This window comes from Exiguobacterium sp. s193, from assembly GCF_018618755.1.
GTDB lineage: Bacteria > Bacillota > Bacilli > Exiguobacteriales > Exiguobacteriaceae > Exiguobacterium_A.
The window spans coordinates 73,713-89,248 of sequence record NZ_JACSMR010000006.1 but is presented as its reverse complement, the minus strand read 5'-3'; the positions used below and the strand labels follow the sequence as shown (position 1 = coordinate 89,248).

At 44.8% G+C, this 15,536-nt stretch carries 14 protein-coding genes and 1 other annotated feature; of the genes, 4 read left to right on the top strand and 10 right to left on the bottom strand.

Features of this window, described 5'->3' with window-relative positions; all coding sequences use genetic code 11:
• Positions 1 to 18: 18 nt before the first annotated feature.
• Positions 19 to 723 (bottom strand): response regulator transcription factor, encoded by a 705-nt coding sequence (locus KNQ04_RS09440; RefSeq protein ID WP_214849984.1) that lies wholly within the window; start codon positions 721 to 723, stop codon positions 19 to 21.
• Positions 723 to 2,480: a sensor histidine kinase gene (locus KNQ04_RS09435; protein WP_214849982.1), complete on the bottom strand. Its 1,758-nt coding sequence runs from the start codon at positions 2,478 to 2,480 to the stop codon at positions 723 to 725. Before KNQ04_RS09435 ends, KNQ04_RS09440 begins: the two co-directional genes overlap by 1 nt.
• Positions 2,481 to 2,687: 207 nt before the next feature.
• Here KNQ04_RS09435 and KNQ04_RS09430 point away from each other — a divergent pair, with 207 nt between their 5' ends.
• Positions 2,688 to 3,977: an NCS2 family permease gene (locus KNQ04_RS09430; RefSeq protein ID WP_214849980.1), complete on the top strand. Its 1,290-nt coding sequence runs from the start codon at positions 2,688 to 2,690 to the stop codon at positions 3,975 to 3,977.
• Positions 3,978 to 4,085: 108 nt separating this feature from the next.
• Here the strand turns inward: KNQ04_RS09430 and KNQ04_RS09425 are convergent, their stop codons facing one another.
• Positions 4,086 to 5,369 carry an ABC transporter substrate-binding protein gene (locus tag KNQ04_RS09425; protein ID WP_214849978.1) on the bottom strand — a complete coding sequence of 428 codons (1,284 nt, stop codon included), beginning with the start codon at positions 5,367 to 5,369 and terminating at the stop codon, positions 4,086 to 4,088.
• Positions 5,370 to 5,558: 189 nt separating this feature from the next.
• Between KNQ04_RS09425 and KNQ04_RS09420 the strand changes: the two genes are divergently transcribed.
• Positions 5,559 to 7,022: a potassium/proton antiporter gene (locus KNQ04_RS09420; RefSeq protein WP_214849976.1), complete on the top strand. Its 1,464-nt coding sequence runs from the start codon at positions 5,559 to 5,561 to the stop codon at positions 7,020 to 7,022.
• Positions 7,023 to 7,391: 369 nt separating this feature from the next.
• On the opposite strand, the gene KNQ04_RS09415 is transcribed toward KNQ04_RS09420, so the two are convergent.
• From KNQ04_RS09415 to KNQ04_RS09395, 5 genes are all read right to left on the bottom strand, one after another.
• Entirely contained in the window at positions 7,392 to 7,991 is a 600-nt protein-coding gene (locus tag KNQ04_RS09415; RefSeq protein ID WP_214849968.1) for a DedA family protein, read from the bottom strand.
• 15 nt (positions 7,992 to 8,006) lie between these two features.
• Entirely contained in the window at positions 8,007 to 8,228 is a 222-nt protein-coding gene (locus tag KNQ04_RS09410; protein ID WP_029332710.1) for a hypothetical protein, read from the bottom strand.
• Between the two features lie 159 nt (positions 8,229 to 8,387).
• Complete coding sequence (gene asnA / locus KNQ04_RS09405; RefSeq protein ID WP_214849965.1) at positions 8,388 to 9,362, bottom strand: aspartate--ammonia ligase; 975 nt, start codon at positions 9,360 to 9,362, stop codon at positions 8,388 to 8,390.
• Between the two features lie 67 nt (positions 9,363 to 9,429).
• Positions 9,430 to 9,690: a binding site (T-box leader), on the bottom strand.
• Positions 9,691 to 9,832: 142 nt separating this feature from the next.
• Entirely contained in the window at positions 9,833 to 10,720 is an 888-nt protein-coding gene (locus tag KNQ04_RS09400) for a carbohydrate ABC transporter permease (protein WP_214849962.1), read from the bottom strand.
• The gene (locus tag KNQ04_RS09395; RefSeq protein ID WP_214849959.1) at positions 10,717 to 11,607 is read right to left on the bottom strand and encodes a carbohydrate ABC transporter permease; all 891 of its coding nucleotides are present in this window, start codon (positions 11,605 to 11,607) and stop codon (positions 10,717 to 10,719) included. The genes KNQ04_RS09400 and KNQ04_RS09395 overlap by 4 nt, the downstream gene beginning before the upstream one ends.
• A 165-nt stretch (positions 11,608 to 11,772) precedes the next feature.
• Here KNQ04_RS09395 and KNQ04_RS09390 point away from each other — a divergent pair, with 165 nt between their 5' ends.
• Together KNQ04_RS09390 and KNQ04_RS09385 are read left to right on the top strand one after the other, a co-directional pair.
• Positions 11,773 to 13,452 carry a formate--tetrahydrofolate ligase gene (locus KNQ04_RS09390; RefSeq protein ID WP_214849956.1) on the top strand — a complete coding sequence of 560 codons (1,680 nt, stop codon included), beginning with the start codon at positions 11,773 to 11,775 and terminating at the stop codon, positions 13,450 to 13,452.
• Positions 13,453 to 13,471: 19 nt separating this feature from the next.
• Complete coding sequence (locus KNQ04_RS09385) at positions 13,472 to 14,431, top strand: alpha/beta fold hydrolase (RefSeq protein WP_251136975.1); 960 nt, start codon at positions 13,472 to 13,474, stop codon at positions 14,429 to 14,431.
• A 129-nt stretch (positions 14,432 to 14,560) separates the two neighbouring features.
• On the opposite strand, the gene KNQ04_RS09380 is transcribed toward KNQ04_RS09385, so the two are convergent.
• Positions 14,561 to 14,980 carry a hypothetical protein gene (locus tag KNQ04_RS09380; RefSeq protein ID WP_029332704.1) on the bottom strand — a complete coding sequence of 140 codons (420 nt, stop codon included), beginning with the start codon at positions 14,978 to 14,980 and terminating at the stop codon, positions 14,561 to 14,563.
• On the bottom strand, positions 14,977 to 15,522 hold the full coding sequence (locus tag KNQ04_RS09375; RefSeq protein WP_353049715.1) for an imm11 family protein: 546 nt from the start codon (positions 15,520 to 15,522) through the stop codon (positions 14,977 to 14,979). Before KNQ04_RS09375 ends, KNQ04_RS09380 begins: the two co-directional genes overlap by 4 nt.
• Between the last annotated feature and the right edge of the window lie 14 nt (positions 15,523 to 15,536).

Below are 15,536 nucleotides of genomic sequence, written 5' to 3'. Positions count from 1 at the left end.
TTCCTCCTTGATATTGAACTAAATCGATAACAACTCTCTAAACTCATTTGGTGTCATGCCGAATTGCTTCTTAAATACTTTCCGGAAATATTTATCATCTTGATACCCGACTTCAACGGCAATCTCATAAATACGGGCATCCGTCTCCCCGAGTAACTCTTTTGCCCGGTTTAAACGAATCGTTTGGATATAATCCGATAAATTGACCGAAAAACGCTGTTTAAAGCGCCTTGATATATACTCTCGGCTCAAATAGAAGCGTTCACTCATGAGTTGGAGTGTTAACTCTTCCGCATAATGTGTCTCGATATACTTCGCAATTTGATCAATCGCCTCTCCTTGCTCTTGAACCGGGCAAATCAGTTCCATCGCGCGGGAGAGCGCATCATTTAAAACATCCGGATCGATCGGTTTTAATAAGTAATCAAACGATTGATGTAAAATCGCACGACGCATATACGTATAATCATCATACCCTGTCAACACGATCGTGACGACCTTTGGCTGGTGATTCTTTGTCCATTCTAGCAAACTTAACCCATCTAATCCTGGCATTTCGACATCCGTCAGCATTAAGTCGATTTTTTCTTCATCGAGGATTTTTTTCGCAGCCGCTCCATCTTCCGCTTCAAAAATCTGTGATACCTTCCAGTCATCCCACTCTCCGAGTAACTTCACCGCATCACGCACGTGTTGCTCATCGTCAACGATCAGTACATTCATTATAATTCCTCCTGTTCGATTGGAATTCGAATAATGATTCTGAACCCACCTTCTCTTGGAGATTGAAGCACCATACTTGCCCGTTCACCATAAAAAATTTGCAGCCGTTCGTTGATGTTGTGTAACCCGATGCCGGATGTTTGGCGGTCTTCCGGAACACGATGTGCCCGCATGTTTTGATCAATCGTTTCGAGTTCCATTTCAGACATGACTGGGCCGCTGTTTTCGACATGGATGATCAATTGGTCCCCATCCGTTCTGATTTTATATGCTAAGTAATTTTCTGACGCATCACTTTGCTGACGAAAAGCATGCTTGAAGTAATTCTCGGCGAACGGTTGTAAAATCATCTTTGGTACTTCAATCGGATTCATGTGCCACGGGACATCGACGATATAACGAAACTTTTCGGGAAACCGCTGTTGCTGTAAACGCATATAGCCTTGAAGATGATCGACTTCCTGCTTTAATGTGACTATCGTTTGTTCGTTGTTCATCGAATAACGCATCATTTGTGAAAGACCGGTGATCGAACGATACGCGACTTTCCGGTCACCTTGCAACGTCGTCGTTCCAATCGATTGGAGCGCATTAAATAAAAAGTGTGGATTGAGCTGGGATTGCAAAGCACGCAGTTCGTTCGTCCGATTCTCAAGGGCTAACCGGTATTCTCGTTTAATCAAACGATCAATCCGTTGCACCATTCGCTGAAATTGTCGATTCAGTAGACCAATCTCATCATTCGTCGTCGCGATGAAACGTGCGGAGAGGTCCCCTTGCTCGACCCGCCAAACATTTGCCGTCAATTGTTTAATCGGTTTTGTGATTTCGAGTGCGACGAGACTTGCCGCGATGATCATCAAGACAAGGGAGATTAATCCGATCAATAAAAGGATGATTGCTGTTTCATTCGCGCCCTTTATGACGGAGGCGTAAGGAATTTTTTTAATCAGCGTAATCGGTACACCGTGATTCTCCGCTTTCGCATACACGATAAAAGAGTCACCGATATGCAGACTTCCACTGTTTCCAGTCAATTGTTCGTTCGTCACCGTCATCGTCTTTCCTGTTTTCGCAATCAAATGATCCCCGCTCATCAACCACAACGATTCGTCCGGAGAATTTTCAAATAGTTGCAGTTGCTGTTCAAACACATGTGCCGGAATATCAACGGACAAAAAGCCGATTGGTTCGTTCGTTTCGACACGATCAATCCGGTAACGAAAACTGACGACTTCTGTTTCGTCAAGAAGCATCGTCCTTGTGTTATATGGTGCAATCGGATGCTGCGGATCAATCAACCATCCATTTTCTTGTTGCATCAGCCGAAAATAATCCGTCTCTTGTAACCAATCAAACTTGCCGCGTCCAGATGTTTTCATATTGTAGACAGAATATTCGGCGTGTCCTTTTAAGATGACGAAATGAAGTTGTTCGATGTCTTGTCTAGATAAAAACAAACCCAGTAAAGAACGGGCGACGATACTGTCTGATTCACCAATCTCGGCATCTGCTCCAGCATACATGATATTCATGAGAGAACGATTTGCATAAAGACTTGTCGAAAGCCGTTTCACATCTTCCATATAATGACTGATTTGACTATTTCCGCGTTGTAAGGCGTTTAAACTTGAGCGTTCTGCTTCCGCGATATTTTGATGGCGTACATATAAATAAGATGCAGATGTCGCTAGTGTCGTCGGGACCAGAATCGCGAGGGCGACAAGCACAATCAATCGTGTTCGAATGCTCTTCACGTTGTCACCCCATATCCTTTTTCTTCTAATCATTAGTATAGCATAGCTGTATCCGCTTACATCACACAGTTGATATCTGCTATTTTTTTTCATTTCTTGTGTTACTACAGATATACTCAAAAAATAACTCTTGATTCCGAATGAACATTCATATAGTATCGTTAATGTTCGTTTTTCACTATTTTTATTGAAGGTGGTTCTTTATTTATGTTCAAACTCTCCGCTCATAACACAACGGTCAAACGTGAAGTCCAAGCTGGATTCATCACGTTCATCACGATGGCCTATATTTTAGTCGTTAACCCTACAATCCTAGCGGACGCCGGGATTCCGCAGGCCCAAGCTTTTTCTGCGACAATCATCGCGACACTCGTTGGAACACTTTTAATGGGACTGTATGCGAACTTACCGATTGCGGTTGCTCCTGGCATGGGATTAAATGCTTATTTTACGTATACCCTTGTCGTCGGGGAGAAAATTCCTTATCAAACCGCACTGTCTGTCGTATTCGTTTCTGGAATCATCTTTTTACTTCTTTCGTTGTCTCCCATCCGGACGAAGCTGATTGAAGTCATTCCACAAACACTCAAACTTGCCATCACAGGTGGAATCGGACTGTTCATCGCCTCACTCGGACTGAAGATGTCAGGCATTCTTGTCGCAGATGAGGCGACTTTGATTACGATCGGCTCACTGTCCTCACCAGAAGCCATCATTACACTAATTGGTTTGATGACGGCTGCAATCCTAACGGTCAAACGTGTTCCTGGCGGGTTATTGTATGCCATGATTTTAGCCGCTGTTCTTGCGTTCATCATCGGTGACCTGAAGTTTTCAAGTACACTCACGGCTTTGCCGACGTTACCTGAAGGATTGTTAGTCGTAAATCCACTGACAGCGATTCAAGACGTCTTGCAATACGGATTGTTCGGTGGTGTTCTCTCTTTCGTTCTCGTGACGATGTTTGATACGACAGGGACGATGGTCGCCGTCGGAGAACAGGCCGGCTTGATCGAACAAGACGGTTCCTTGAAAAATAGTGACCGCGCGTTGTTATCTGACTCGACAGCAATGGTGGTTGGTTCGATGTTCGGAACAAGCCCGACGACAGCTTACGTCGAGTCTGCTTCCGGTGTTGCTGCTGGAGGACGAACGGGATTAACGTCGGTCACAGTCGGTCTACTCTTCGCACTTGCAGCGATTTTTGGACCGGTCGTTCAAGCGATTTCAGGTGTTCCTTCCATCACAGCACCGGCCTTGATTCTCGTTGGCGCCTTAATGCTCCAAAACATTAAACAAATTGAATGGGAAGACTTCAGTGAAGCATTCACCGCATTCGTCATTATCGTCATCATGCCACTCTCAGGAAGCATTGCGACGGGGATTGCTTTTGGTTTCATCGTCTATCCCATCATGAAGGCCGTTCAAAAAAAACGGGTTCATCCTTTGATTTACCTATTCGCCATCTTGTTCTTCATCCAGTTATTTTTCCTCTAAGACGTCCAAAAACTCCTCTTTCCTATCGATTCGATGATAGGAAAGAGGAGTTTTTTATATCGTTCTCCACCATATAAACTGCTAGTTCGAGGCCAGTCTGGCTACTACTTATTTTTTCATTTTCATCCATGTCTTCGTGAAGTCTTGCAACATCTCTTCTGACGTTTTTTGTTTTCCGACATAGGCTTGCATGATTGCTCCGAATTCATTAACGGCACCATCCGGATATTTGAACCAGTTCCATGAGATTGTTTTGCCCTCTTTCGAGTAAGCTTGAATATCTTCTGCAAGCGGTCCTAAATCTTTCGCTTCAATTGATTTGAAAGCAGGAATGAATTTGAATTTATTGACCATGTAGTCTTTTCCTGTATCTGATGTCGCCATCCACTCGAGGAACTTCTTACCTTCTTCTTTATTCTTCGAGTTTTTATTGACGACCCAGTTATTCGGTACACCGACGGGAAGACGGTCCATTTTTTCTTTATCATCATTGATCGGCATCGGGATGAAGCCCATTTCGATGTCTGGATTCACATCCGTGATCAATTGTTGTGCCCAGTTCCCTTGCTGAATCATTGCGGTTTTTCCTTCAGCGAACTGTGTGACTTGCGTATTATAATCTGTTGTCAACGGATTTTTGTTCCCGTATTCAACTGTTAAATCAAAGAGGTTGATGAATTCTTTAAACTGTTTGTTGTCTTCGAATTTGCCTTTACCTGCATTTAAGTCTGCAATGAACTGATCCGGATCGTCTTGTTGTGCCATCGGAATGTTCAACAAGTGATTTCCGAGGACCCACCACTCGCCATATCCGATCGAGAACGGTGTGACACCATCCGCTTTAAGTTTTTTAGAGGCATCCGTCAGCTCTGTCAACGTTTTCGGCAGTTCTGTAATACCGGCTTTTTTGAAGATTTCTTTATTATAGATAAAACCGTAACCTTCTAGGTTCATCGGCATACCGTATAATTTTCCATCAATCGTCATCGGTTCTTTCGAAAGATCCGTTAAGTCACTGACCCACTTCTCATCTGATAAATCCTCTAATTTATCTTGCCATGTGTTCGCTTCAGCAAAACCACCGTTGTTGAAGACATCCGGTTCATTTCCTGATGCAAATTGTGACTTCAAGGCTGCACCATAATCCGAACCACCACCAACTGTTTGAACGACGACTTTCGTGCCTGTTTCTTTTTCATACTCTTTCGCCATTTTTTCCATGTCTTTCGCAATCTCAGCTTTAAACTGGAAGACGTTCAGCGTTTTTCCACCCTTGGAAGAATCACTGTCCTTAGAATCATCACTGTTTAGCGTGCCACCACCACATGCTGCTAACGCGACGACCATTGCCGTAGTGACGACTGGTACTGTTGCCCATTTACGTTTACGCATTCGGATACCTCCCTGATTTCGAGTTGATAATCGTGCTACGCTTTTACAATAAATGAAAACGCTTGCAAATAAGATAGATAATTTTGTCGGGTGTGGTGGAAAATATTGAACAGTCATTATCCGACAGAAAAACTCGGAATTAGTGTATAATAAAGGTAGAATTAAATTTTAACAAAGGAGTTTGATGCAATGTCCTTACCTTCGATCATTTTATTGATTGGTTCCTTGTTGTTCATCGCTGTCTGGACAACAAAATTATCGAGCCGCTTTAACATACCGGCCTTACTTATTTTCATTTCTTTAGGGATGATTGCCGGTAGTGATGTGACGGGATTCATTCGTTTCGATGATGCTGAACTGGCACAATTATTCGGAACGATTGCGTTAATCATCATTCTCTTTGAAGGGGGTCTTCAGACCGTCTGGAAAGATGTTAAGCAGGAACTTGCCCCATCTTTATCCCTCGCTACATTCGGTGTGTTCATCGCAACGACTGTCGTTGCCGTTGCTTCCCACTATATTCTTGGCTTCAACTGGCCAAATTCATTTTTACTGGGTGCTATCGTCGGCTCGACGGATGCTGCGGCAATTTTTTCTGTCCTGAGCGGTCAATCTGTCCGGCGAAAAGTCGGATCCACACTTGAGGTGGAATCAGGGACGAACGATCCCATGGCCGTTTTCTTGACGGTCCTCTTTCTTGAGTTCGTCACCAATCCGCAAGAGGCGTCTCTTTTAAGCGGCTTGTTTTCTCTCACTTGGGAAATGATGATCGGCTTATTGCTTGGACTCGCAATTGGCTGGATTGCTTCCGCCGTAATCAATCGAATCGATTTAAGTTCTTCTAGTTTTTATCCGATTCTCTTGATGTCATTTGGTTTCCTATCATTCGGCATCGCTTCTGCTTTTTCAGCAAGCGGATTCTTAGCCGTCTATGTCACAGCCATTTACATCAGCAACCATGAACTTGTCTATCGGCAGACACTCGTCCGTTTCACGATGAGCATGGCACACTTGGCACAAATCGGGATGTTCATCGTCCTTGGTCTACTTGTCTTCCCAAAACAATTGTTAGATCCGCAAGTCATCCTTTCCTCTATTGCGCTAGCCTTGATTTTGATTTTCATCGCTCGCCCTTTGTCTGTTTGGTTAAGTTTATGGCCGTTTAAATACAGTTGGCGTGAGAAGATTTTTATCTCGTTTGCAGGTCTTAAGGGTGCTGTTCCAATCATTCTCGCAACTTATCCACTTGTTGCTGGCATTGATAATGCTTCGATGATTTTTAACATTGTCTTTTTCACCGTCCTACTCTCGACATTGATTCAAGGGAGTTTGTTAAGTGTGTTGGCTGACCGCTTACATTTAAACGAAACGGGTTCATCAACCATTCAAACGGTGATTGAATTCATGTCGATCGGGAAACCAAACGCCGAAATCATCGAATTGACGATTCCACGTCACCATCCGTTCATCGGAAAAATGATTTCAGATATTCAACTCCCGCAAGAATTTTTAATCACGGCAATCATTCGGAATGACCAAATCGTTACGCCACGGGGCGATACGGTATTTGAGGCAAATGATCAACTCTTGTTGCTGACACCGAAACACCGAATCAAGACGTTAAAACAGTTTCTGTTTCCTAAAACCTCATAACAAAAAGGAGAATCGTGTTTACGATTCTCCTTTGCGTGTACACAAACTCTTATGAAAGTGAAAATACTATACCTAGATGCGATTAGTTCACGCTTCCCTGTCTCGCCTCGTCTTCTAGCGGGTTGCGCTCTAAATCGTTCGCATGCCTGGATTTCCCTTACGGTATTACCTAAAAAAGCGTCTGTTTTCGTTGCTTTCCTCGGGCGAGGCGCAAGCCGTTGCTCCTTGATCCTCACGGACAACGAGCAGGGTCTTGCCTCCCTCTGAAAGTGCGTTAAAAACGCACTTTTCCCGTAGGAGTCAACGAAACGTGACGCTTTATCTCCCGTTAGCACGTTGTCTACAGTCTGTCTGAAAGGAGAATCGTGTTCACGATTCTCCTTTTTTTGATTTGCGACGATAAATAATATAGCCGACGATTCCGATGATGATGATCCCGAGAATCCACCACAACTCTTTTTCAAGTGCTTTTAACATCGACTCTGCCCGATCTACGCCAAACTTTTCTCCTAACCAAATATAGAAGAACGAGACCGGAAATAATCCGATGCTCGAAGCAAGGATATAACGTTTGAAGGACAGATTGAATAATCCGCAAGGAATCGAGACGACTGACCGGACGACAGGAAAGAAACGACCGAATAGTGCTGACCACGTTCCATATTTCGAAACAATCCGTTCACCTTGATCGATTTCCCGCTCTTTAATCAGCAGCCATTTCCCATAACGGACGAGTAATGGTCGCCCGGCGTAACGACCTAAGAAATAGAATAACGTCGCTCCCATCAAGCTTCCGAAGAACCCGATTGCTACTGCCGTCGTCCAACCGAGTGTTCCATTTGAGACATATAAACCAAGCAACGGTAATCCGACTTCTGCCGGAATCAATTCCGTTCCTAACCCAAGAATCATAATTCCTAAAAAGAGCCAGAGATTCGATTCTCCGGCTGCAAATAACCATTCTAGCACATGACCCCTCCTCTTTTAACCTCGCGTCGGGCGGAGGAAGTAGTAAATAATGACGACAAGTGTCGTCCAGACACCTGTGAAAATACCAATGATACCAACAATAAAGAAACCAAGAGCAACCATCGAACCGGTTTCATTGTAATCGCGCCACATGGTACGTAACCCTTTGATGTTGAACCAAAGGAATAAGACGAATAATAGCGCAAATACGAGACCTGTAATGAGTAGAGCAGACATGTCTTCACCTCTTTCTTATTACTTAGTATCCCCATTATACGTCAATTCGACACGTCTTTCCTCCGTCTAAGGTCTTATGAACTTATTTAAATTAAAAACGAGATCCCACGTTTGTAGGATCTCGTTTTTCGATTTCTTCTATATAATACATTCACTCGTTTATAAGAGGTGGATCCCTTGTTCGCGGTACGAACGACGTGTCGCTTCAGACCAGACGGACGCTTGAACTTCCCCGATGTGACGTTTCTTCAACAAGAACATCGCCATCCGTGATTGTCCGATTCCTCCACCCATCGTTAAAGGCAGTGTCTCTGAAAGAACACCTTGATGGAAAGGAAATGCTAACTTGTCGTGTTCACCTGTCGTCTCGATTTGAGACAGAAGTGCTTCCCGATCGACGCGAATCCCCATCGAAGATAATTCGAAGGCGCCGATTTCCGGATGATGGACTAAGATATCGCCGTTTAATGACCAGTCATCGTAGTCAGCCGCTCGTCCGTCATGTTTTTCACCGGATGCCAACGCACCGCCGATTTGCATCAAGAATACTGCACCGTATTCTTTGGTCACTTCCGTCTCACGTTCTTTCGTCGAAAGGGTTGGATAAGCATCTTCAAGCTCTTGTGTCGTCATGAAGTGAATCGCCTCCGGTAATGTCGCTTCGATTCCGAACTGCTCTTCCACTTCTAATTCAACTTGGCGAATCGTTTCATAGATGGATAAGACCGTTGTTTTTAATGAATCGATTGTCCGGGCTTCTTTTGAGATGATGCGTTCCCAGTCCCATTGGTCCACATGAATCGAATGTGTCGCGTCGAGTACTTCGTCCCGACGAATCGCATGCATCAACGTGTACAACCCTTCACCTTCTGCAAACCCATAAGTATGCAATGCTTGGCGTTTCCACTTCGCGAGTGACTGAACGATTTCGAGTTCTACTTGATGATCAATCGCGTCGAAGCGAATGACACGCTCCGTTCCGTTCAAGTGGTCGTTGACACCTAACGTGCTTTCTACGAATAAAGGTGCTTCTACACGTGTCAATCCGAGTGTTTGAGCGAACTGATCCTCAAAGCGTTTTTTTACGAGTGTAATGGCTTCCTGTGTCTGTTTCATCGATACGAGTGTTGTCATGGTATTCTTCCTCCTCAATTGTGTGTTTGAAAAAGAAGCCATAAAAAAGAGCCCTTCTCTCCCAAGAATATGGGACGAAAGACTCGGTTCCGCGGTACCACCCATGTTAACAGCAAAAGCTGTTCACTCAAAAGACTGATGATCAATCATCATCTTAATCTTCGGCCATATGATAACGGACAGGCAACTCCGGCTACGCCTACTGACTCTCGTGTTCGGGTAGCGACTCCGGGATGTTCTTCACATCTTGATTCCGACTGGGCTCTCACCGTCCCCAGCTCGCTAATGCGGTTTTACAAGGTGTTACTCTTCCCTTCAACGTCGTTGTTACAATTGAATTGAGATTATCGTACACTATGCTGTCTCATTTTGAAAAGCTTTTTTTTTCAAAAAAATAAAATTGTCTGACTAATCTGATTAAGTTTATCAAGCAAAAGCGTTCCCGCAGAAGCGAGAACGCGCTTTCAAAATTATTTGATTGAACCACTCGTAATTCCTTGGATGATTTGTTTTTGCATTGCGAAGAAAAATAGCAGTAACGGGATGATACCAAGTACGAGTCCGGCAAGCGCCAAGTCCCACTGTTTCGTGTATTGACCGAAGAAATAGAATGTCGCCAGTGGAATCGTCCGTAAATCAACATCACGTAACATCAGCGATGGTAATAAAAAGTCGTTCCAAATCCAAAGCGTGTTCAAGATGACGATCGTGACCGTGATCGGTTTGAGGAGCGGGAAGACGATCCGCCAAAAGACACCCCACTGCGAACAGCCATCGATGATTGCTGCTTCTTCAATTTCTTCCGGAATCGATTTCATGAAGCCGTGGTATAAGAAAATCGATAATCCGGATCCAAAGCCAAGATACATCAAGATTAAACCCCAGTAGCTGTTTTGCAAACCGAGCTGACCCGATAACTTGGATAATGGAATCATGATCGATTGGAACGGAATGATCATTGCTGCGACGAACAAAAAGAAAATGATCGTCGATAAACGTGTTTTCGTCCGGACGAGTTTCCATGCCGCCATCGAACAGAAAATAACGATGATTGCATTGGCACCGACCGTGATGATGACGGAATTCAAGAAAACTTTTCCGAAGTTCATCGCTTCCCAGGCATCCACGTAGTTAGAAGTCATCCACTCTTTCGGAAGACCGGATGTGTTTGTAAAGATATCCCCGCGCGACTTAAACGAGTTCGACAGCACATAGTAAAAGGGAATCATATAGAGCAATCCCATGATGAGCGCCGCAATTTCAACTGTCCCTAGACGGAGTGAATAGCGACTCTTTTTTTTCGGTTTTTGTTTTGGTGTCTGTTCCTCTGCTGTTGGTAAAGGTTGTGCCGTACTCATGCTTCCACCTCCCGTTTCTTCGTCAAGTAGACCTGTGTCACTGTAATCGCCGCAACGATTACGAAGAAGATGACGGCTTTTGCCGAACCGAGTCCTAGATTATTGTTTGTAAAGGATTCCTTGTAGATGTTCAAGGCAAGCATTTCTGTCGACTTGAACGGACCACCGTTCGTTAACGATAAGTTCGTATCGAACAGCTTGAACGACCAGGAAATCGTCAGGAACAAACAAATCGTAACGGATGGCATGATCAACGGAATCGTAATATTGCGTAACGTCGATAAACGATTCGCTCCATCAATTTTCGCCGCCTCAATCAATTCTTGTGGCACATTTTGTAATGCTGCGATGTAGATGACCATGATGTATCCGCCACCTTGCCAAATCGAGACGATGACGATGCCCCAAAAACCAGTTCGTGCGTCACCGAGCCAAGGTAACTCAAACAAACTCCAGCCCGTCAACTCACCGATTGAAGAGAAACCTTTCACGTAGATGAACTGCCAGATAAACCCGAGGATCAATCCACCAATCAAGTTGGGCATGAAAAAAATCGTCCGTAAAAAATTACGCGTCCGAATATTTTGAGTCAATAAGAACGCCAGGATGAATCCGACTACATTGGTTAATACGACGGCGACAATCGTATATCTCGTCGTTAACCAAAACGACTGTTGGAACTGCTCGTCACTCGTAAACAATCGAACATAGTTGTCAAAACCAATCCAATTCAATTCACCCGTAATCCCATTCCAGTCCGTAAATGAATACATCACACCATTAAAAAATGGAACAAGAACAATGACCGCGAACACTAAAAAAACCGGTCCTACGAACATCCAAAAATCGAGTCCGCGTTTTAGTTTCTTCTTATTGCTTGATGCCATTTATCATCCCTCCTCCACCTTACAGTACGGAATTCAGACAGAAATGAAAACGCAACCATTTGACCCATTGGGTGGAATATATTGAACGATTATTTGGCGTGTCTGATGCAGATACGCTACTATAAGGAAATACAGAGAAATTCATCTTGAGAGGAAGAAACCGCCATGGAAAAAACCATTCGTTCTGATTTAGAGATTGCGCAACAAACGACTTTAAAACCGATTTCTGAAATTGCTGACTTGATTGGGCTAACTGACACGGATTACGACGCATATGGAAAGTACAAGGCAAAACTAAGTGATGGATTAGCAGATCGTCTTGCTACCAAAACGGATGGAAAACTTATTTTAGTGACTGCCATCAACCCGACAGCTGCCGGCGAAGGAAAATCGACGGTCACCGTCGGACTTGGTCAAGCTCTTCACCGCCAAAACCATAAAACGATGATTTGTTTACGTGAACCTTCCCTCGGACCGACGATGGGTTTAAAAGGTGGCGCTTGTGGTGGAGGATACAGTCAAGTATTACCGATGGAAGAAATCAACCTCCACTTTACGGGAGACATGCATGCGATTACTTCTGCCCATAATACGATTAGTGCCTTGCTAGACAATCATCTGCACCAAGGAAATGATTTACGGATCGATCCGCGGCGAGTCACGTGGAAGCGGGTGCTCGATTTAAATGACCGGGCGTTGCGAAACATCACGATCGGTCTCGGCGGACCTGCGCACAGCATTCCGAGACAAGACGGATTCGATATTACGGTCGCTTCAGAAATCATGGCAGTCTTGTGCTTAGCCGACTCATTAAAAGATTTAGAAGAACGGATCAGCCGAATTGTCGTCGCCTATTCTTATGATCAGCAAGCAATCACGGTCAAAGACATTGAAGCGTCCGGTGCTGCAACTTTATTACTCAAAGAAGCGTTTCGTCCGAATCTTGTCCAGACCGTCGAAGGCACACCTGCTTTAATCCACGGTGGTCCGTTTGCAAACATCGCCCACGGCTGTAACTCGCTCATCGCAACACGGACGGCACTTAAATTGAGTGATTATGTCGTAACGGAAGCCGGGTTTGGTGCCGATTTAGGCGCCGAAAAATTTTTCAACATTAAATCAAGAATCGGTAACCTGCATCCTGACGCCGTTGTCGTCGTCGCGACCATTCGAGCGCTTAAAATGCATGGAGGTGTCGCCAAAGATCAACTCGTCGAAGAAAATCTGGCGGCGTTGACTGATGGATTAGCACTTCTTGAGAAACATGTCGAGACGATGGAACTGTTCGGCGTGCCTGCCGTCGTTGCGCTCAATCGATTTGTCAGTGATACAGAAACAGAACGTCAAACTGTCCTAGCATGGTGCCGGGAACGAAATATTCGTGTCGCCGAAAGCGAAGTCTTCAGTCAAGGTGGTGCGGGTGGCGAGACACTCGTCGAGCAAGTCATGGATGCCCTGGAAGAGGACAGTCAGTTCAAACCACTTTATCCTGCAGAATTGCCACTCAAACAAAAAATCGAGCGGATCGCAACGCGTGTCTATGGTGCTGCTAATGTGCATTTTGAAGAGAAGGCATTACGCGAACTTGATCGTTGTACAGAGATGGGCTTAAACGATTTACCGATCTGTATGGCAAAAACTCCATTTTCTTTAACGGATGATCCATCAAAATATGGTCGTGTTGACGGATTTACCATCACCGTCCGCGAAATCAAACCCGCCATCGGTGCCGGATTCATTATTGCCCTAACCGGGAATGTACTAACGATGCCAGGTCTTCCAAAAAAACCGGCTGCTAATCACATGGGGGTTTCTGAAGACGGAACGATATTTGGTCTTTCTTAATCAAGAGAGGATGATAGATATGACAATTAACGAAACACACTGGATTGCGTCTGATGGCTATACGACAAATATGCGAATGATTGAAGCGAACGCACCAAAAGGGATCGTCATCGCCTTTCACGGGATGATGGAACATAGCGCCCGCTATGATGAATTCGCTGAATTCCTCCATGCACATCATTTCCATGTCTTCATCCCGGATTTACGATGTTTCGGAGCGCGTGCACAGCAACAAAATCACCTCGGTCATCTCGAGCCGAATCAAGGATTCGACCAGCTCATCCAAGATGCCGAGGAACTCGTTCACGACATCAAAGAACAGTATCCGGCTTTACCTGTCTTCGTTTTTGGACATAGCTTCGGTTCATTGATTTCGCGTCGGCTTGGTCAAACACTCGGACATGAGCTTGCCGGGATCATCGTGAGCGGCCCTCCTACCGATGCCGGTCTCTCAGGAACGATTAGTAAACAGCTCGTCAAACGACTCATTTCTAATTCGTCCGCCAAACAACCGGCTGAAGGGATGGGACGTGCGGTGTTCGGTCGATACAATCTACGTTTTTTCCCGGCTCTTTCATCAAACGCTTGGCTGTCTTCCGATCCACAGTCTGTCTTGCGTTACGACGAAGATCCACTTTCCGGACAAACCGTGACACTCGGCTTTTTCCACGAGCTCTTGACGGCGACGAAATCTGTGAATGCGTTAGCGAACCTCTATCAGCACCCACGTCACCTGCCGTTATTGATCGTCGCAGGGGAAGATGATCCGGTTGCTTTTGACGGAAAAGGGGTTCATGCGTTATTTGATGCCTACAACCGCGTACGGGTTGAAGATACACAGTTGACGGTTTACCGTGGATTACGTCATGAACTCTTCCATGAGTTCGAACGCATTCGTGTGTTTGCAGACATTGCCGGCTGGTTGAACAATCATATCAATGCTCCCTATCCTGCTTCCATTCGAAAACAGGGATCTTAATCGAAGCAAAAAAAAACGCCGATGACTCCGTATGAAAAACGGATCATCGGCGTTTCTTGCGCCAAGAACGAAACTGTCCGTCACAAAGGATTGTGAAGAAAGTCGTTTTGAATTCGTACCTTTTTCAATTCAAGAAATCCATTTCAACGATGTCATGATCGTTTCGATTTCTTCTAATTCAAGCGATTCACGGTCTGCTGAGTACGTCAGTAACACAAGGCGTTCTCCATCAGAATATGCAAAAATACGAAGGAAGATACCTTCTTCTTTTCCATCCACTGCAAGCAACGCTTCTTTCATTGAGTTACGACGTGTTTCGAGCGGACTCGTCAATTCGATATCAAATTCTTCGACCAATAGGTTGATTTCTTGTTCGGCTGCTTCGAACGGTGTCAATTCCTCCGCGTCCGACTCATAAATCGAAAGTTGTAATGTTCCCATCGCATTTTCTTCTGTCGAATAAAAACTGACAAAAGTTTCTTCTTCCTGATATTCAAACGTTTGTGGATATTCAAGTGTAATCCAATTATCGACCGTGTACTGTTTCATATTAATTCCTCCATTCGATTTATCTCGTCAAATTGTATTCCTGTCACGGTCAGTCGCTCTAAATACCGTGCTAGCTGATCGGAGACGAAAATTCGATCTGTCCATTCGTCTCGTATTAGATGGTGGACGCCAAGCGATTCTTTTACGAGCCGCTCTGTCATGAAGTAGACGTATTTTTTACCGATTGGTCGGAAAATATCCGTCTTATGTAGATGCTCCATCCGTCTGACCGCTAGTATATTGATGAGATAGTAGTTGCTCCATCCCGATCTCGTTTGAAGTTGAACCCGAAGACATTGAACAGAAAACGGTGTGAACTGTTCAAGTGCCTGTTTCACTCGCTCGGAGACCAGTGGGATATTCAACACGTTCGGAAGCACGTCCGGTAACATATCCGCATCCTGTTCGATCGAAAAGGCAAGTAAGCTTGCGTTAAGGAACCACTCTCCTGTCGTGAAGCGATGACGATCGATTTTGTGGTGGCATCGTGCCCTCCATCCTTTTCCCATCGGCTGTTCGCTCCAAACTTGAACTTTGTTCACTACTCATACGCCCC